At 75.4% G+C, this 16,372-nt stretch carries 16 protein-coding genes; 4 read left to right on the top strand and 12 right to left on the bottom strand.

What is annotated here, in order from left to right:
• Positions 1 to 94: 94 nt before the first annotated feature.
• Positions 95 to 1,273 (bottom strand): triacylglycerol lipase, encoded by a 1,179-nt coding sequence (locus MCM47_RS17145; protein ID WP_238862483.1) that lies wholly within the window; start codon positions 1,271 to 1,273, stop codon positions 95 to 97.
• 508 nt (positions 1,274 to 1,781) lie between these two features.
• Between MCM47_RS17145 and MCM47_RS17140 the strand changes: the two genes are divergently transcribed.
• Complete coding sequence (locus MCM47_RS17140; protein ID WP_238862482.1) at positions 1,782 to 2,111, top strand: MoaF N-terminal domain-containing protein; 330 nt, start codon at positions 1,782 to 1,784, stop codon at positions 2,109 to 2,111.
• A gap of 82 nt (positions 2,112 to 2,193) precedes the next feature.
• Here MCM47_RS17140 and MCM47_RS17135 read toward each other — a convergent pair whose 3' ends face one another.
• Positions 2,194 to 3,342 (bottom strand): esterase family protein, encoded by a 1,149-nt coding sequence (locus tag MCM47_RS17135; RefSeq protein ID WP_238862481.1) that lies wholly within the window; start codon positions 3,340 to 3,342, stop codon positions 2,194 to 2,196.
• Between the two features lie 469 nt (positions 3,343 to 3,811).
• On the opposite strand from MCM47_RS17135, the gene MCM47_RS17130 reads away from it, so the two are divergent.
• Positions 3,812 to 4,813 carry an FHA domain-containing protein gene (locus tag MCM47_RS17130; protein WP_238862480.1) on the top strand — a complete coding sequence of 334 codons (1,002 nt, stop codon included), beginning with the start codon at positions 3,812 to 3,814 and terminating at the stop codon, positions 4,811 to 4,813.
• A 32-nt stretch (positions 4,814 to 4,845) separates the two neighbouring features.
• Positions 4,846 to 5,238, top strand: a complete 393-nt coding sequence (locus MCM47_RS17125; protein ID WP_238862479.1) for a hypothetical protein — start codon at positions 4,846 to 4,848, stop codon at positions 5,236 to 5,238.
• A gap of 68 nt (positions 5,239 to 5,306) precedes the next feature.
• Here MCM47_RS17125 and MCM47_RS17120 read toward each other — a convergent pair whose 3' ends face one another.
• From MCM47_RS17120 to MCM47_RS17100, 5 genes are all read right to left on the bottom strand, one after another.
• Positions 5,307 to 5,969, bottom strand: coding sequence for a Pr6Pr family membrane protein (locus tag MCM47_RS17120; RefSeq protein ID WP_238862478.1), 663 nt, complete (start codon positions 5,967 to 5,969; stop codon positions 5,307 to 5,309).
• Between the two features lie 216 nt (positions 5,970 to 6,185).
• The gene (locus tag MCM47_RS17115; RefSeq protein ID WP_238862477.1) at positions 6,186 to 7,097 is read right to left on the bottom strand and encodes a phosphotriesterase; all 912 of its coding nucleotides are present in this window, start codon (positions 7,095 to 7,097) and stop codon (positions 6,186 to 6,188) included.
• Positions 7,094 to 7,594, bottom strand: coding sequence for a carboxymuconolactone decarboxylase family protein (locus MCM47_RS17110; RefSeq protein WP_238862476.1), 501 nt, complete (start codon positions 7,592 to 7,594; stop codon positions 7,094 to 7,096). The genes MCM47_RS17115 and MCM47_RS17110 overlap by 4 nt, the downstream gene beginning before the upstream one ends.
• Before the next feature lie 11 nt (positions 7,595 to 7,605).
• Positions 7,606 to 8,193 carry a DUF4865 family protein gene (locus MCM47_RS17105; protein ID WP_238862475.1) on the bottom strand — a complete coding sequence of 196 codons (588 nt, stop codon included), beginning with the start codon at positions 8,191 to 8,193 and terminating at the stop codon, positions 7,606 to 7,608.
• Positions 8,194 to 8,208: 15 nt separating this feature from the next.
• Positions 8,209 to 8,775, bottom strand: a complete 567-nt coding sequence (locus tag MCM47_RS17100; RefSeq protein ID WP_238862474.1) for a TetR/AcrR family transcriptional regulator — start codon at positions 8,773 to 8,775, stop codon at positions 8,209 to 8,211.
• 112 nt (positions 8,776 to 8,887) lie between these two features.
• On the opposite strand from MCM47_RS17100, the gene MCM47_RS17095 reads away from it, so the two are divergent.
• Entirely contained in the window at positions 8,888 to 9,877 is a 990-nt protein-coding gene (locus tag MCM47_RS17095; RefSeq protein WP_238862473.1) for an aldo/keto reductase, read from the top strand.
• Between the two features lie 190 nt (positions 9,878 to 10,067).
• Here MCM47_RS17095 and MCM47_RS17090 read toward each other — a convergent pair whose 3' ends face one another.
• From MCM47_RS17090 to MCM47_RS17070, 5 genes are all read right to left on the bottom strand, one after another.
• Entirely contained in the window at positions 10,068 to 10,835 is a 768-nt protein-coding gene (locus MCM47_RS17090; protein ID WP_255752305.1) for a winged helix-turn-helix domain-containing protein, read from the bottom strand.
• 731 nt (positions 10,836 to 11,566) lie between these two features.
• Positions 11,567 to 12,232, bottom strand: coding sequence for an ATP/GTP-binding protein (locus tag MCM47_RS17085; protein ID WP_374209145.1), 666 nt, complete (start codon positions 12,230 to 12,232; stop codon positions 11,567 to 11,569).
• Positions 12,213 to 12,680 carry a DUF742 domain-containing protein gene (locus MCM47_RS17080; protein WP_308222343.1) on the bottom strand — a complete coding sequence of 156 codons (468 nt, stop codon included), beginning with the start codon at positions 12,678 to 12,680 and terminating at the stop codon, positions 12,213 to 12,215. The genes MCM47_RS17085 and MCM47_RS17080 overlap by 20 nt, the downstream gene beginning before the upstream one ends.
• Positions 12,681 to 12,688: 8 nt before the next feature.
• Complete coding sequence (locus tag MCM47_RS17075; protein ID WP_238862472.1) at positions 12,689 to 13,108, bottom strand: roadblock/LC7 domain-containing protein; 420 nt, start codon at positions 13,106 to 13,108, stop codon at positions 12,689 to 12,691.
• Positions 13,105 to 16,062 (bottom strand): nitrate- and nitrite sensing domain-containing protein, encoded by a 2,958-nt coding sequence (locus MCM47_RS17070; RefSeq protein ID WP_238862471.1) that lies wholly within the window; start codon positions 16,060 to 16,062, stop codon positions 13,105 to 13,107. Before MCM47_RS17070 ends, MCM47_RS17075 begins: the two co-directional genes overlap by 4 nt.
• Between the last annotated feature and the right edge of the window lie 310 nt (positions 16,063 to 16,372).

Raw genomic sequence — 16,372 nt, 5'->3', positions numbered from 1 at the left:
CACATCCGGTCCGCGGGCGGCCCCGCCGGAGCCGATCGAGTCGCGGTCACCGGTGACCGGTTGCCGGGTCGGCCGCCTGCCTTCCGGGGCCGGTTCAGCCGAGCCAGGCGTCGACCTGCGCCATCGCCTCCGGGGACCAGGCCAGCTCCAGGTGATTGAGCCCCTCCAGCAGCCGGGTGCCGCCGACGGTGGCGATGCCGGTGGTGTCCAGCGCGCTCCTGGTGAAGACGATGCCGTCGCTGGGCCCGCGGTTCTCGTTCAGGACCCCGGGGATGTCGGCCGTGCCGCCCGCCAGCAGGTAGGTGCGGACCGCCGCCGGGACGCCCGCCCGCTGCAGCGGCCCGACCAGGGAGCCGGCGTCGATCGCCGCCTGGACGCCCTGGCCGGAGGTGAAGACCCCCTGGCCGCCGTAGTACGTCGTCCACCAGTCCTGCGCCGTCCCGTCCACCCCGTAGGTGCCGTCCCAGCGGGCGAGCAGCTGGCGCTGGCCCGGGTAGCAGTCGTGGCCGCCGGACGGCAGCACGCCGAGGCAGGGCTGCGCCGTGTACGTCCCGTAGCAGGTCATGTACAGGTGCGGGGAGGGCGCGTTGGCGGTGCCCCCGCAGGCCGGCCAGGAGGCCAGGGAGAACGCCCAGCCGTGGGCGTAGACATAGTCCAGGCCACCGTTCGGGCCACCGAGCGTCACCAGCCGGCGGACGTCCCCGGCGTACGCCCGCCCCCAGGCCGGGCGGACGGAGGAGACGTAGGCGCGGGCCGCCACCTCGCCCTTGCTCCAGGCGACCACGTCCACCTGGGGCACTCCGAGCCGGGCGCGGATCAGGGCGACGGCGTCCCCGACCGCCTGGGCCTGGAGCAGGTTGTCGCCGTGCTTGTGGGCGAAGCCGATCGCGAACACCCGGTGGCCGGTCCCGGCGAGGTACTGGGCCAGACCGGTGGACGGGCAGCCGGCCGGGCCGGTGGCGCCGCAGCTCCCGCTCTCACCGGGGTCGGCCCAGGCGCGGTCGGCGTTGTCGTTGGCGCCGTGGACGAGCAGGACGGGCGTGGCGTGGCCGCCGGTGTCCCAGCCGGCGGCGGAGTAGAGGAGGAACCTGCCGGAGAACGGCTGGCGGACCCCGCCGAAGTAGGCGAGGCGGGCGCCGTCCTGGTCGCCGCGTCCGCCGGGCGGGTACTGCTCGGCGGGGAAGCCGGGGGTGGTGTCGAGGTAGCGCTCGACCTTGGCCCAGCCGTTGGCCGGGGAGGGGAAGGTCGCCTCCAGGGTCGGTCCCGCGGTCACGGCGGGGGGCCGCGGCGGCCCCCGCCGCGTCTGCCGGGGGAGCCGCCGGCACGGCCAGGAGGAGCAGGGTGAGTGCGAGCAGCGCGGCAAGGGCGGCGGGGGTCCGGTGGGCGGCGAGCGTCGCGCGTCGGGTGGTGCGGCGGGTCCACGCTCGAGTGGTGCGGGTGCTGGGCATCGGCGGCTCCGTGGTCGGACCGGGCCGGGCCCACGTCCCGGTGGGCCGGCGCCAGCACGGTACGGCCGGGTCACCGGGGCGGCCCATGTTCCGGGCTCACACCCGGTGTGCGGCCTGGGTGGGGCCCCGCGCCGTGGCGGGCTGTCGGCAAGTACGCCGCGGAGGTCACCTCGTCGGATAGGTTGGAGGTCCATCCGCGGCCACGTGCCGACCGGCCCGCACCCCGGTGGACCGGTCCGCCCGGACCGCGTGGACAGCACCGCAGGCACCGCACCACACGCCCCGGGTCGTACGCCCGGCCCCGCACGACGAGAGACGAGGACCCGTCCCGCCATGACCGCCGCCCTGCCCGCCTTCGCCGGCCGTACCTACCTCTTCCAGGTCGACAACGGCGCGGCCTTCCGCAACGCCTACTCGGCCGACGGCAAGCGGCTGCGCTGGGAGGGCCTCGGCGAATCGGCCGGCCAGTGGGAGGACGTGGCCCTGCACGTCGCGGAGGTCGGCCCGGAGCTGTACTTCGTCAGCTGGACCGAGCAGAGCGGCATCACCGTCAGCCACGTGATGGACCTCGGCAAGCTGACGGTGCGCGCGTTCTGGACGTACGAGGGCGAGGGCGGCCGGGTCGGCGAGCTGCACACCGGCACGCTGGAGCAGGTGGCCTGAGCCGCGGGACGGTTCCGCCCGCCCCTCCCGCCCCGGCCGGCCCGGCCCCCGTCGATCCCCGGGCCGGCCGGGCCGGCCCGGATCAGACCGGCTGGCCCGGGACCTTCAGGCGCTCGGAGAGCCACTCCAGCGAGGACGGCAGCAGCTTGCTCCAGGTCTCGAAGTTGTGGCCGCCGGTCTGCAGCATGCTGTACGAGACCTTCATCGGGCTCTGCACCGCGCCCACGAACGCCTCCGTGTCGCGCCGGTACTCGCCGTCCCCCTCCTTGGTGCCGGCCAGCAGCACGGACACCTTGGGCTGCGGCAGGTTCTTCAGCCGCCACATCAGGTCGGCCTCGCTGCGGCGCTGCTCACCGTCCGCGCCCTTGAACAGGTCGACGGTGGTCGGGTCGTCGGCGGCGCGGTAGTAGCCGGAGAGCGAGACGGCGGTGGGGAAGACGTCCGGGTGGCGCATGGCCAGCTTGAGCGCGCAGTAGCCCCCGGTCGAGTTGCCCATGAAGCCCCAGGCCTGCGCAGCGGTGGAGACCCGGAACGTCGCCTGGATCGCCGACGGGACGTCCCTGGTGTAGTACGTGTCGGACTGCGGGCCGCCCGGGACGTCCTCGCACTCGGTGTCCTTCGGCAGCGCGGGCGACGGGGTCATCAGCACCAGGACGGTCGGCTGCATCCGGCCCTCCTGGAGCAACTTCAGGGCGGCACCGGGGTAGTTGAGCCGCGTCACCAGGTTCTTGGCGATGCCGGGGAAGCCGGTGCTGATGATGACCGCCGGGAACTGCTTCTGCGCGTACTCGGGCTGGAAGTACTGCGGCGGCAGGTAGACGTACCCCTCGGTGGAGAGCCTGGAGACGGCGCCGTCGATCCGCACCTCGCGGATCTCCCCGGACTGCTTGGGGTCCCGGCCGAGCGCCCCGCCGCCCTGGACGTTGGCGTGGCCGATGGTCTCGACCAGGAGGCGGCCGGAGGCGTCCGCCTTGTTCTGGATGACGACCGGTCCGTTGTCGCCGGTGCCGAGCAGGTCGTCCCAGCTGCTGTAGAAGGCGAAGTAGTTGTTGGCCACCAGCCCGAGCGCGGCGAGCACGGTGACCTGGGTGGCGAGCAGCGCGCCGATGCGGCCGAGCACGGCCTGCCAGCTCCGCTTCGCGAGTCTCGGCCAGAGCCAGACCGTGCCGACCATCATCACCACGGCGATCACTACGGTCAGCGCCAACACCTTGTGGCTCGTCAGACCCATGTCCTGCTTGCTCCCACGCCTCGAACTCCCCACCCGGCCACTAGCGGGCAGTTGCTAGGACACCGGGGCGGCCGCCCCGGTTCCCCCGTCCACAGCAGAGGCCGTCGCCGAGGCGCGGTACCCCACCCTAGCGCCCCTCGGGGGCCCTTCGGACCCGCCGACCAGCGGGGACCGGAAGGATGAGACGCGCCGGCCCGCGCTGCCCGACAGGCCGGTCGGGCAGCGCGGACGCGGGGCCCGGCGACGGGCGGCGAACGCGGGCCGGCGCGCAGGTGGAGGCGTGGATCACCGCGGGCGCGCGGTCGGCGTCGTGCCGTGGCCGTCACCCGTCCGGCGGATCGGGCCAGGGGCTGCGCCACACCACCGCGGTGGCTTTTACTGGAAGGGAGGGCACCCGAGCCGGCGGCAGGGCGAAGCGCTCCGTCACCGCCGCCGGTGGTTCACCGGTTCACCGCCAGGAGGTCGTGCCATGAGCCCGCCTTCGCGAGAGCTCGATTTACCGCGCCTCGTCGTCGACAGCCCCGACCGGCTCAAGGGTCAGGTGTTCGTCCTCGCCGACGAGCCGATGCTGGTCGGCCGGAGCTCCGACTGTCAGATCCACGTGGGCGATCCGGGCGTCAGTCGGCGGCACGCCGTGGTGTGGCGCACCGGCGGCCACACCACCGTCGAGGATCTCTCCTCCACCAACGGCACCAAGCTGAACGGCCACCTGGTGTCGGGGCAGGAGGAGGTGCACGCCGGGGACGTGCTGGACTTCGGACCGTTCGAGGTGCACTACGAGGAGCCGCGCGACGCCGACGTCACCGTCCCCGGGGTCGGTGCTCCGGGGCCGACGGCCAGCTTCCGCACCGTGCAGCCGCCCACACCGACGCCGGGGCCGGGGCAGCCCCGGCCGCCGCACCCGGAGCGACCCCCGGGGCCACCGCAGGGCCGGCCCGCGGCACCGAGGCCACCGGGCCCGGCGACACCCCCGGCCGGCCACCCGACGCCGCCGCACTACGCGCAGCCGGGGCAGCCGCCGCCCCCCGGGGAGGAGCGCCGCTTCGACGTGAGGGACCAGCAGGCCTGGAACCTGAACAACGTCGCCGGCAACCAGTACAACGTCATGCAGGAGCGGCGGGACAACTTCTTCCGCGAGATCGCCGCCACCCGGACCAGGGCCCGCCACCTGATCGTCACCGGCTTCGTGATGTTCCTGGTCGGCGGCGGGGTCTACTTCTGGGCGCTGATGAGGTTCATCTCCGCAGGCAGCGACGCCGTCAACTCCGAGAGCACCGACTACTCCGTCCCCGACCTGCTCGGGCCGAAGATCGGGGGTGTGCCGGTCGGCGCCATCGGCTTCGCAGCAGCGACGATCGGCACCGTCCTGATGGTGATCGGGATCGTCCTGCACATCGTCACCACCTCGCGCCGACGGCGCTTCGAGGAGGACGAGTCGCGGCGGTTCAACGTCCCGCCGCCGGCGCGGTGAGCCCGCCCCGACAGCCCCCGGAGGAGGCCCCCATGGTCTTCAACATCGGTAACCAGCAGGGCGGCGTGGTCAACAACGTCGCGGGCGACCAGACCGTCCACGGCGGCCTGTCGGGCCACCTCACCGCGGACGGACAGGACGTGCGCGGCCTCGTCGGCGATCTGCGGACCGCCGTCGACCAGGCGCAGCTGCCGCCCGCGGTGGTGCCCGAGGTCCGGGCGGAGCTGGACTCCCTCGACACGGAGGTCAACCGCCCGGAGCCGGACCGCGAGGTGGTGGCCGGCCGCCTCACCCGGATCACCCGGGTGCTCACCACGGCCGGCGCCCTCGCCGCCGCCGGCTCCAGACTGGTCGGCCCGATCTCCGCGCTGGCCGGCTGGTTGGGCGCCCTGGGCCAGCCGATCATGCACCTGCTCGGCGGCTGAGCTCCGCCCGGGGCGGCGGCGGCGCGGACCGGCCACGAGGGGGCTGCGGGAGGGGTGACGCGCGCCGCTCAGGTAGGGCGGGCGGGCGCGCGGCCCGGCCCGGGGCGGGTGCCGGTCCAGGCGGCCCGGCGTTCGGAGGCGAGGTTGCCCGACCAGACCAACGCCGCCCCGACCAGGGCGAAGCCGCAGGTCGTCAGGAAGCAGGCCCCCGCGACCCGCTCGTAGCCGCGGGGCAGCGCCGGGTCGAGGAAGGCGTACGGGTACCAGTCGGTGACCGCACCGCGGATGAGCGTGCAGCCGAGGTAGAGCAGCGGGAACGCCAGCCAGGCGCCCAGCGCCGGGAGCAGCCGGATCCGGCGCGCAGGCGGGTCGACCAGCCAGTCCGCGAGCATGACGACCGGCACCACCCGGTGGAGCACCTGGCCGGCCCAGGGGAGCACGACCTCCCCGGGGTAGCTCGCCACGCCCAGGCCGTAGACCAGCCCGGTGACCGTCGTGCAGAGCACCACCGCGCCGCGCACCACGGGCGGCACCGGGCGCCCGCCGGTCAGGCCCGCCCAGCCGCCGAGCAGCAGGACGGCCACGGCGGCGATGCTGCTCAGGGTGGTGAAGTAGCCGAAGAAGTCCGGCACCCCGACCGGCCCGGTCGCGGCGCGGTAGCCCACGACTCCGAGCGCCACGGCCGCGAGGGCGCCGAACGCGATCCGGCAGAAGGCCGACCATCGGGGCATCGTCGAATCCGCCTCTCACGGCCTGGTCCGACCGTTCCCCAGATTCAAACCCGGCCGGGCGGACGCGGCCACCGGAGGCCGCGCGGGGCACGGGACGGGTGGTGCGGAACGGACGGGCCAGGGCGGACGGGCGGTGCGGAACGGACGGGCCAGGGCGGACGGGCCGGGCAGGGCGGACGCGGCGGAAGGGACGGCCCCGGGCGGGTCCGGCCGCGGTCAGGCCTTCCAGTCGACGGCCAGCGCCCGGGCCGGGTTCGCGATGAGCGCCAGTCCCGGCAGCTCCGCGCCGAACTCATCGGCGAGCCGGGGGGCGAGGGAGGTCAGCAGGTGGGCGGGGCCGGGGGCGCAGCGGGCGGAGCGGGTGGTGGTGTCGACGCCCAGCAGGATCCGGTCGGCGTGGCCGGCGTCGAGCAGGGTGGCGAGGATGTCGAACAGGTGCCGCTCGGCGGCGGCGTCGCCCGGGCGGGGGGCGTCCAGCGCGACGAAGACGCCGAGGTCGACGAGTTCGCGGATCGGCTCCAGCGCCGGGAGACGGTTGAGGTGGCCGAGGATCAGCCGCTCGGGCGGGACGTGGAACCGGCTCCCGAGCTGGAAGAGCACGGCCATCGGGTCGGTCCCGGCGTCGTGGTGGACGGCGATCGGGGCCCCGGTCGCGTGGTGGGCCTCGGCGGCCGCCTGCAGCACCCGGCGGGTGTGCCCGGTCATCGGTCCGTTGTCGCCCGCGACCTTGATCAGCCCGGCCCTGGTCCCGTCGGGCGCACCGCGCAGGCCGGTGGTCAGCTCGGCGGTGAACAGCTCGGCGAGCCCCTCGTACCACCCGTCGAGCAGGGCCTGGTCGTAGTGGACGGCCTGGTGCAGGCCGGTGGCCGTCACCAGGTGGACGCCGGTGGCCCTGGAGAGGCCGGCGAGCACGTCGTTGCCCCGGCCCGTCCCGTACGGGCTCCACTGGACGAACGACCGCCCGCCCGCCGCCGCGAACGAGTGCAGCACCTCCTCGGCCGCGACCGGGTCGTCCAGCTCCTCGCCGGGGAGGCGGGGGCTGCGCAGGAACAGGTGGTCGTGGGCGTCGCAGACGCCGAGCTCGGCCGGGTCGAGGTCGCCCAGGACGGTGCGGACGGTGGCGCTCATGCTGCGGCCTCGCCGTCCGCCGCCTCGTGGCCCGCCTCGTCGTCCGCCTCGTCGCCCGCCGCCTCGTGGCCCGCCTCGCCGTCCGCCGCCGCGAAGGCGGCCGCGGCGACGCGCAGCCCGGCCAGGGCCCTGGGCACGCCGACGTAGGGAGCGAGGTGGACCAGGACCTCGGTGACCTCCTCCCGGGTCAGGCCGATCCGCAGACTGTTGCGGACGTGGTCGGCGAGCTGCGGTTCGACCCCGCCGAGCGCGGTGAGGGCGGCCAGGTTGGCCACCTGGCGGTCGTGCAGGGAGAGTCCGGGCCGCTGGTACGTGCCGCCGAACAGGGCGGTGACGATCCAGTCGGCGAAGCCCGGTGCCAGCGCGTCCAGCCCCTGCAGGGTGGCGGTCGTGGTCCGGGGACCGGCGAGTTCGTCCAGCAGGGCGTAGCCGGCGGCGCGGTCGAGGGGCGCGGGAGCGAGCGCGGCGGGTTCCATGGGGTAGGTCGGTCCCTTCATCGGTCGGTCTGTCACCAGTGGCGGCCGGCCGGCAGCCGGTCGAGTTCGGGGCGGCTCAGGTGCAGGACCCGGAAGCGGGTACCGGGGGTCCCGTCGGGCACCGGGCCGGCCCAGAGTGCGAACCGCATCAGCTCCCAGCGGTCGGGGTCGACGGCGACCGCGGCGGTGTGCAGGTCGGGGTGGTCGGGCAGGTCGGCGAGGGCCGCCGCGACCGCCTCGGCCGGGTCGACGTCCTCGGGAAGGCGTTCCAGCCGGCGGGTCGCGGTGGCCGGGGTGCCGCGACCCGGGCGCCGACCCGCGCCGTGGCGCAGCCCGGCCCCGAGCCAGTGCCGGACGGCCGGACGCCCGAAGTCGGCGCTCAGCCCTCGGAAGCCCGGGCCGAAGAGGAAGCCGTTCATCCCCTCGGCGGTGCGCCAGAGGTAGAACGGGGCGTAAGCGTTGACCGGCGAGCCGTCCTCGCCGCGCTCCCGCACCAGGTAGGCCTTGGCCCCCAGCCCGGGGTGGGCGTCCAGCAGGTGGCCCCTCTCGGCCACCCGCCTGCGGATGATCCCCATGTCGTAGTCGGCGGGCAGGGTGATCTCGTACTGCATGGCGTGCACGGGCCGCTCCGGTCCTCAGCCGGCCCGGTGGGCGGCGAGCAGACCGAGGGCGCCGCGGACGGCCCGCTCGAACGGCTCGGCGCTGCCGGCGGCCCGGGCGAGGACGTAGCCGCCCTGGACGACGGCCACCACGGCGGCGGCGGTGTCGGCCGGATCGGCGGCGGCGCGCAGCTCTCCCGCTGCCTGGCCCTCGGCGATCAGCCCGGCGATCCGGCCGCGCAACCAGTCGAAGGTCTCCTCGACCGGGGCGCGCAGCTGCGGGTCGGCGACGACGTCCGGGTCCTGGGCCATCCGTCCGATCCGGCAGCCGCGCAGCACGTCGCGCTCGCGGTGCAGGTAGGCGGCGATCCGCTCGTAGGCGGTGCCCGGGCCGGCGAGATCGGCCTCGGCGACGGCGCGCATCTGCTCGGCGCTGCGGCGCAGGGCGGCCGCGGCGAGGTCGGGTTTGCCGGTGAAGTGGTGGTACATGCTGCCCTGGCCGACGCCGGAGCGCTGCTGGATGGCCTTGGGGCTGGTGCCGACGTAGCCGCGCTCCCAGAGGAGTTCCTGGGTGCTCTCGATGAGGCGGTCCTGGGTTGCCATGGGCAGCACTGTACATACCTGTAGGTACAGCTGTCCATACCACTAGGTACAGAAGGGGGCCGCCGCGCTCGTCGATGGTCGATCCCGGCGCCGGGCTGGCAGGATGGCCGGCATGACCTACCTCGCCGCGGATGACCGCTATGCCTCGATGACCTACCGCCGGGCCGGCCGCAGTGGCGTGCAGCTCCCGGCCGTCTCGCTCGGCCTGTGGCACAACTTCGGGGACGCCCAGCCGCTCGACGTCCAGCGGGCGGTCCTGCGCCGAGCCTTCGACCGGGGCATCACCCACTTCGACCTGGCGAACAACTACGGCCCGCCGTACGGCAGCGCCGAACGCAACTTCGGCTACCTCTTCGCCCAGGACTTCCGCCCGTACCGGGACGAGCTGTTCATCGCCAGCAAGGCCGGCTACGACATGTGGCCCGGCCCGTACGGCGACGGCGGCAGCCGCAAGTACCTGCTGGCCAGCCTGGACCAGTCGCTGGGCCGGATGGGCCTGGACTACGTGGACGTCTTCTACTCGCACCGCTACGACCCGGACACTCCGCTGGAGGAGACGATGGGTGCGCTGGACTCCGCGGTCCGCTCGGGCCGGGCGCTGTACGCGGGCATCTCCAACTACCCGGCGGAGCAGCACCGCGAGGCGGTGGCGATCCTGCGCGCCCTGGGCACGCCGGTACTGATGAACCAGTCGGCGTACTCGATCCTCAACCGCACCGTCGAGGGCGACGTGCTGGACGCGGTCGGCGACACGCAGACCAGCCTGATCGCCTACTCCCCGCTCGCCCAGGGCCTGCTGACCGACCGCTACCTCAGCGGGCGGGTACCGGCCGGGTCTCGGATGTCGGTCGGCCACTTCCTCAAGGAGGAGGCGCTCACCGAGGCCAAGCTGGAGCAGCTGCGCGGGCTGAGCAAGGTGGCCGAGCGGCGCGGGCAGACCCTCGCGCAGCTGGCGCTCTCCTGGGTGCTGCGGGACGAGCGCGTGGTGTCGGTGATCATCGGGGCGAGCAGCGTGGCCCAGCTGGACCAGAACATCGACGCGCTCGACGGCGGCCCGTTGACGGCCGAGGAGCTGACGGAGATCGACACGCTGAGCCGCTGAGGCCCGCGCGACCGCCCGGCTCCACCGGCTCGCGGCACCGGCACCGGCACCGCGCGAGGTCCGGCCGCCGCCCCGGGCCCGCCGCACGCTGTGGGAGGCCCGTCGTCACGACGAGGCACCGCGGCCGGGAGGGCGTTCACGGTGAACGCCCTCCCGGCCCACGGCAGTGCCCGCCAGGGGCGGCCGTGGGTCAGGCCACCGGCGAGTACTTGTAGCCGACCCGACGAACGGTCACGATGCTGTCCCGGTAGGCCGCCCCGAGCTTCCGGCGCAGCCGCGCCACGTGCACGTCCACCGTCCGGCCGTCCCCGACGTGGCCGTAGCCCCAGACGGCGGAGACCAGGTGGTCCCGGGTGTGCACCCGCTGCGGGTGCTCGGTCAGGTGCGCCAGCAGCTCGAACTCCAGGTAGGTGAGGTCGAGCAACCGGCCGTCGACGTAGGCGTTCCGGCGCTCGACGTCGACGGTGATGCCACGGTCGGCGGGGCGGACCGGACGGACGGCGGCCGGCCCACCGGCGCCCGGAGCCGCCGCGGCCGGACCGGCCGGGGCCCCGCCCTCGGCGGGCACCAGCACCAGGTAGCCGACCATCGGGTGCCCGGGGGCTGCGGCGCCGAACTGCGCGCCGTACTGGGCGAGCAGGGCCTGCGGCAGCACGCCCGGCGGGAGCGCGGCGACGACCGCCGCACCCTCCGGAAGCGCGGCGAGCAGCGCCTGCGGCGGCTGCGGGGCCCGCGCGGCCTGCGCAGCCGAGGGGGCGGGGACGGTCGGCGGTGCCGGTACCGCCGCGACGTGTGCCGCGGCGGGCACCTGTCGCTGGGGCGCCGGACCGGCGTGCCAGCGCTCGGCGGTCGACCGGTCGGCGATCGACCGGTCGCCGGTCGAGGGAACGGAACGGACTGCGCGCAGGTGCGGGGTCGCGCTGGGCAGGGGCAGGGTGGCCGTGGAGGAAGAGGTCATGGTGCTGCTCATTTCGCGCGGAACGGACGGGGTGGAGTCGTCTGCGCGTCGACCGGGCGGAGTGCGCCGGCGCTGAACGAGGTCAGCGGGCGGAGGGCCGGGACGCGCTGGGCGAACCCGGACACGTCTGGTCGAACAGGTGCGGCTGCCGCGACGGCCAGAACGGTTCGAGGTCGGAGCGGCCGCGAACGGCTCCGCCCGCGACGCCGGCGGCACGGGCGGCTGGGTCGGCGAGGGGCTGGGCCTGGGTGGGGAGGAGGGGGTTCACTGGTGCTCTCCGCGATGCGGGCCTGGGCAGCGGCGGCCGGTCGGACGGGTCCGACCGGGCCGGGTCGACGAGTGGACGGTCCGTCGGGCCGCTCCGGCGGGGGCTCGCGCGGCGGCTCGGAGAGGCCGCGGAGCGGGGCGCAGGAGGCCGGCCGGAGGATCCGTCGGGATACCGGGGGCTGGTCCGTCAGCGACAGCAGGCGCTGCAGATCAGCGCCTGGTCGATGTAGCGGCGGACCGTCAGCGCCGGGGTGACCGGGGCGGGGGCGGACGTGACGGCTGCGCGTCGCTGGTCGACGGTCACGGTGCTTCCCTCCCCCCTTGCCGGATGTTCCTGAGGCACCCGGAACCGTAGCCCGGGCGGCCTTCGACCCCAGAGCCTTCCACGCCGGGCCGGTCGAGGCAACCTCCCGTCCACAGAACGTCCGGAATGCGGACGTCCGAATGAGACGCCGGACGCGCCGTCAGACCCGCGCCGGTGCACTGCGGCGCCGTGCCGCGGCGTGCTCGACCAGGTTGACCAGCAGCTCCTTCCCGTCCTCGCGCCGCCGGGCGTCGCAGAGCAGCACCGGGATGTCGGGGTCCAGGTCGAGCGCGTCGCGGACCTCCTCGACCGTGAACGCCTCGGTGCCGTCGAAGCAGTTCACCGCCACCACGAACGGGATGCCGCGCTGTTCGAAGAAGTCCACCGAGGGGAAGCAGTCCGCCAGCCGGCGCGTGTCGGCCAGGACCACGGCGCCCAGGGCGCCGCGGGCCAGCTCGTCCCAGACGAACCAGAACCGGTCCTGGCCCGGCGTGCCGAAGAGGTAGAGCGCCAGGCCGGGCCGCAGGTCGATCCGGCCGAAGTCCATCGCCACGGTGGTGGTGCGCTTGGCCTCCACGCCCGAGATGTCGTCGAAGGGGCGGCCGAGCTCGCTCAGCTCCTCCTCGGTGCGCAGCGGGCGGATCTCGCTGACCGACCCGACCAGGGTGGTCTTGCCCGCGCCGAAGCCGCCGGCGACCAGGATCTTCACCGCGACGCCCGGGCCGCCGCGCCAGCTCGGGTCGGTGGTCGCGGCGGCGCCGGACGCGGCCGTCGGGACGGCGGACGCCCCCGCCGGGGTGGTCGGGTCAGAGCGCACGGAGTCCATTGATCACGTCTCGCAGCAGGCGCTCGTCCGGCAGCTCGGCGAGCGGAACGGGTCGGGTGACGCTGATCAGCTCGGCGTCGTAGAGGTCGCCGAGCAGCACCCGGACGACGCTGACCGGCAGGTCGGTGTAGGAGCCGAGCTCGGCGACGGACAGCGGCTCCCGGCGGCACCAGGCCAGGATGGTCTGGTGCTCCGGGTCGAGCACGTGCGCGGGCACCGCCCCCGCGTCGGGCCCCGGCTCGGCGGCGGTGATCAGCGAGATCAGGTCGAACAGGCCGTCCTCGACCGGCCGGGTACGGCCCCGGGTCATCGAGAACAGCCGCACCACCGGGCCGGCGTCGTCGTCGAACCAGCGGTCGTCGACCTGGGTGCGCGGCCGGAACAGGTCGACCTCGAGCGTGTCCTCGCCCGGGTCGTCCTGTTCGCTCGTCGGCTCCTCGTCCGCCATCGGGCCGCTCATCTCACCGGCGGGGCGGCTTCGGTGCGCGGCTCGGCGGCCATGTGCTCGCCCACCCGCTTGACCAGCAGGGCCATCTCGTAGGCGATCTGACCGATGTCGGCCTCGGCCTCGCTGAGCACGGCCAGACAGCTGCCGTCGCCGGCCGCGGTGATGAAGAGGAACGCCTCGTCCAGCTCCACCATGGTCTGGCGGACGCCGCCCACCTTGAAGTGCCCGCCGGCGCCCTTGGCGAGGCTGTGGAAGCCGGCCGCCACGGCGGCGAGGTGCTCGGCGTCCTCGCGCTCGAGATCGCGGGAGGCGCCGGTGGCGAGACCGTCGCTGGAGAGGATCACCGCGTGCCGCAGGGCCGCGACGCGCCCCACCAGGTCGTCGAGGAGCCAGTTGAGGTCCCCGGACGACTGCGTCGAAGTGGTCATGAATCAGTTCCTTCCGCTGGGGCGGGTGGTGCGGGTACTGCCGGTGTTCCGGATGGTGCGGGTCCTGCGGTCCGGGCCGGGGGCCCGGGGGGTCCTGAGGGTGGTGCGTACGGGGACCGGTCGGCGCGCGGCGCCGGGGGCGCGGGCGGCACCCGGCGGGCGAGCGGGGCCGGGGAGCCGGCGGCGGGCGCGGGCAGCGCCGCAGGAGCGGGCGCCGGCGCGATCGCCCGCCGGGACGGGTCCGGGGGCTGCCAGGCCGGCACGGCGACCGGACGGGCCGGTGCCGGCACGGACCGGGCCGTGGCACCGCGCCCACGGGTGAAACCGCGCTGGAAGGAGGTGAAGGCCGCCCGGGCCTCCTCCGGCGAGCGCTCCCGGGCGGTCTCGGCGGCGAGGGTGCCGGCCGTGCTGCCCGCGCTCCGCCGGGCCTCCTCCGCGGCGCGCTCCTTCAGTTGGGGCGCGAGGCTGGCCTGCCGGACGCGGCGCGGCAGCACGCCGGCCGTGCCGGGAGCGCGGGACGGCAGGGGGGAGACGGGCGCGGCGTCCGCCGGCGTCGCCTCGGCGGCGGCGCAGCCGGGGGCCGCCTCGACCGCCGGAACGTCCGCGGACGGCGTCTCGGCGGGCGGCACGTCGACGGCGGGCGCGTCGGCGCCCGGCGGCTCGGCGCGGCGGTGCCGCCCGGTGCCCGGGCCCTCCTCCCCGCTGCCGTCGGGGGCCGCGACCAGCAGCGGTCCGCCCTTGGTCCGGGAACGGCGCGGCAGGCCGCCCGGGGTGCGGGCGGGCTCCGGCGCCGACGGGCGCGGACCGCCGCTCCCCCGGTGCCGGCCGCCCTGGCCGGAGCCGGACCCGGCGGTGCGGGTACCGCTGCCGGTTCCCTCCTCGCCGCTCAGCGGGGGCACCGCGACCAGGTCCCGCTGGCCGCGCCGGCCCGTCGCCGGACGCCGGCCGGCGGAGGCTCCGGCAGCCGGGCCGGCCGCGGGCCCGGCCGCAGGGCCGACGGCGGAGGCGGCACCGGCGCCCGGTCCGGCACCGGCCGCGGCCGGCTCCGGCATCCCGTCCGGCGCCTCCGCCAGCAGCTCGCGCGGGACCAGCACCACCGCGGTGGTGCCCCCGTACGGCGAGGGCCGCAGGTGGACCCGGATGCCGTGCCGTCGGGCCAGCCGGCTGACCACGAACAGGCCCAGCCGGTCGGTGTCCGCGAGGTCGAACTCCTGCTCCACCGCGAGGCGCTCGTTGATCTCGGCGAGGGCCTGCTCGCCCAGGCCGAGCCCGCGGTCGTCGATCTCCAGGGCGAAGCCGTGCGCCACCACCTCGCCCTGGACCGTCACCTGGGTGCTCGGCGGGGAGAACACCGCGGCGTTCTCGACCAGCTCGGCCACCAGGTGGGTGACGTCGGCGACCGCGCTGCCCAGCAGGCCGGTGCCGGGGAACGGTCGGACGATCACCCGGGCGTAGTCCTCGACCTCGCCGACGGCGGCGCGGACCACGTCCACCATCCGCACCGGCTTGCGCCAGGCGCGCCCCGGCGAGCCGCCGGCCAGGATGATCAGGCCCTCGGCGTGCCGGCGCATACGGGTGGTGAGGTGGTCGACCTTGAAGAGGTCCTCCAGCTCCGCCGGGTCCTCGGTGCGGCGCTCCATGGTGTCCAGCAGCGTCAGCTGGCGGTGCAGCAGCACCTGGCTGCGGCGCGCCAGGTTGACGAAGACCGCCGAGACGCCGCGCCGCAGCTCCGCCTGTTCGACGGCGGCCTCGACGGCGGCCCGCTGCACGGCGTTGATCGCGCGGCCGACCTGGCCGATCTCGGCCGGGCCGAACTCCAGCTCCGGCGCCTCGACCGCCACGTCCACCGCCTCGCCGCGGCGCAGCCGCAGCATCACCGAGGGCAGGCGGGTGCCGGCCAGCTCGTTGGCCGCGTTGCGCAGGCCGATCAGCTCGCGGGCGAGGCCGCGGCCGATCCGGTAGGAGATCAGCACCGACAGCACCACCGCGACCAGGCCGATGGCACCGGCGATGCCGCCGCGCCACAGCAGGCCGATCGCGTAGGAGCGCTCACGGTCACCGATGGTGCCGGCCAGCCTGGTGTTGATCGCGGCGAGGTCGCCCAGCGCGCGGTCGGCGGTCTCCCGCCAGGCGTCGCCGTTGATCGCCTGGACCACCCGGTCCGGCCCGCCCGCGCCGACGAAGTCGGCCTCGGCGCGGGCCAGCGCCGCCCAGGCCTCGCCGCCGCGCAGGGCGATGTAGTCGGCCTGGTCGACCGGCTCCAGCTCGGCGACGTACACGGTGAAGAGCGCCTGCTGGTTGTGCAGGGCGTCCAGCGCGACCTGGTACTGCTCGGCGGTGGGCTTGCCCGGGGCGGTGCGCAGCCCCTCCATCGCCGCGTCCTCCTGGGACAGGTACTCGCGGGCACGCGCCAGCTCGATCAGGATCGTTCCCTGCCGGGGCAGTTGGCCGCTCTGCCGGGCGACGAAAGCGGACCGGAAACCGAAGGTGGGCTTGACCAGGTCGCTGTACTGGCCGAGGGCGAACTCCCAGTTGAGGGCCGAGCGGCCGATCTGGGCGCGCAGCGGGACGAGCTGGTCGGCGGCGGCGAGGATCTGCAGGTAGCGGCCGCGCTGGGCGGCGTCGAGCCGCCCGTTGCTCCCGTCCTTCTTCTGCCGCAGGGCGGCCAGACCCCGGTCGGTGACGCCCTGGGCGTGCTCGAAGGCGTCCCGCGCGGACCGCGAGCCCGGGTCGGCCAGCCGCTGGACGGCGGCGCGCCGCTCGTTCTGCAGCGCGTAGGCGTACTGGTCGACCGGCGTCCCGAACTCCTTGTACGTACTGCTGACCTCCAACTGGCTCCAGACGTCTCCGGTGGTGGCGAGCGTCGCGTACGCCCACAGGGCGGTGAGAGCGACGATGGGCACCAGGAGCAGCGCGATGATCTTCGCGCGGATCGAGCTGCTGCGCAGACGCATGGAGTCCTCGGTCGGGAAGTGCCAGGCGCGGACGGGGAGCGGTTCGAGGGGCCGCCGGCGGGAGCCTGTGGCGGGCGGACGACATCGGGACGGCGACGGGGGAGACGGCGGGCGGTCGGGAGGCGGACGGCCAGAAGGCGGGCGGGACGCGGTGGGCAGGCGGGCGGACGGTCGGGCGGTCGGGCGAACGTGGGCGGCATGACAGGTGCATGACGCGTAGAACGCAGACGGACAAACGGTGGTACGGGCGGTGGCCCGCCAGGTCGAGGGGGCCTCGTCGGAAGGTCCCGGCCTCGGGTCTGCGAGAGCC

The sequence above is a fragment of the Kitasatospora sp. A2-31 genome (assembly GCF_022288725.1).
Classification (GTDB): Bacteria; Actinomycetota; Actinomycetes; order Streptomycetales; family Streptomycetaceae; genus Kitasatospora.
The sequence above is the reverse complement of the archived record's forward strand: the minus strand, read 5'-3'. Positions and strand labels throughout refer to the sequence as shown.

Excerpts from the sequence above, each read along its gene's own strand:
- MCM47_RS17140 (WP_238862482.1), top strand. The coding sequence starts at position 1,782 with ATGACCGCCGCCCTGCCCGCCTTCGCCGGCCGTACCTACCTCTTCCAG.
- MCM47_RS17135 (WP_238862481.1), bottom strand. The coding sequence starts at position 3,342 with ATGGGTCTGACGAGCCACAAGGTGTTGGCGCTGACCGTAGTGATCGCC.
- MCM47_RS17130 (WP_238862480.1), top strand. The coding sequence starts at position 3,812 with ATGAGCCCGCCTTCGCGAGAGCTCGATTTACCGCGCCTCGTCGTCGAC.
- MCM47_RS17125 (WP_238862479.1), top strand. The coding sequence starts at position 4,846 with ATGGTCTTCAACATCGGTAACCAGCAGGGCGGCGTGGTCAACAACGTC.
- MCM47_RS17120 (WP_238862478.1), bottom strand. The coding sequence starts at position 5,969 with ATGCCCCGATGGTCGGCCTTCTGCCGGATCGCGTTCGGCGCCCTCGCG.
- MCM47_RS17115 (WP_238862477.1), bottom strand. The coding sequence starts at position 7,097 with ATGAGCGCCACCGTCCGCACCGTCCTGGGCGACCTCGACCCGGCCGAG.
- MCM47_RS17110 (WP_238862476.1), bottom strand. The coding sequence starts at position 7,594 with ATGAAGGGACCGACCTACCCCATGGAACCCGCCGCGCTCGCTCCCGCG.
- MCM47_RS17100 (WP_238862474.1), bottom strand. The coding sequence starts at position 8,775 with ATGGCAACCCAGGACCGCCTCATCGAGAGCACCCAGGAACTCCTCTGG.
- MCM47_RS17095 (WP_238862473.1), top strand. The coding sequence starts at position 8,888 with ATGACCTACCTCGCCGCGGATGACCGCTATGCCTCGATGACCTACCGC.
- MCM47_RS17090 (WP_255752305.1), bottom strand. The coding sequence starts at position 10,835 with ATGACCTCTTCCTCCACGGCCACCCTGCCCCTGCCCAGCGCGACCCCG.
- MCM47_RS17085 (WP_374209145.1), bottom strand. The coding sequence starts at position 12,232 with ATGGACTCCGTGCGCTCTGACCCGACCACCCCGGCGGGGGCGTCCGCC.
- MCM47_RS17080 (WP_308222343.1), bottom strand. The coding sequence starts at position 12,680 with ATGGCGGACGAGGAGCCGACGAGCGAACAGGACGACCCGGGCGAGGAC.
- MCM47_RS17075 (WP_238862472.1), bottom strand. The coding sequence starts at position 13,108 with ATGACCACTTCGACGCAGTCGTCCGGGGACCTCAACTGGCTCCTCGAC.
- MCM47_RS17070 (WP_238862471.1), bottom strand. The coding sequence starts at position 16,062 with ATGCGTCTGCGCAGCAGCTCGATCCGCGCGAAGATCATCGCGCTGCTC.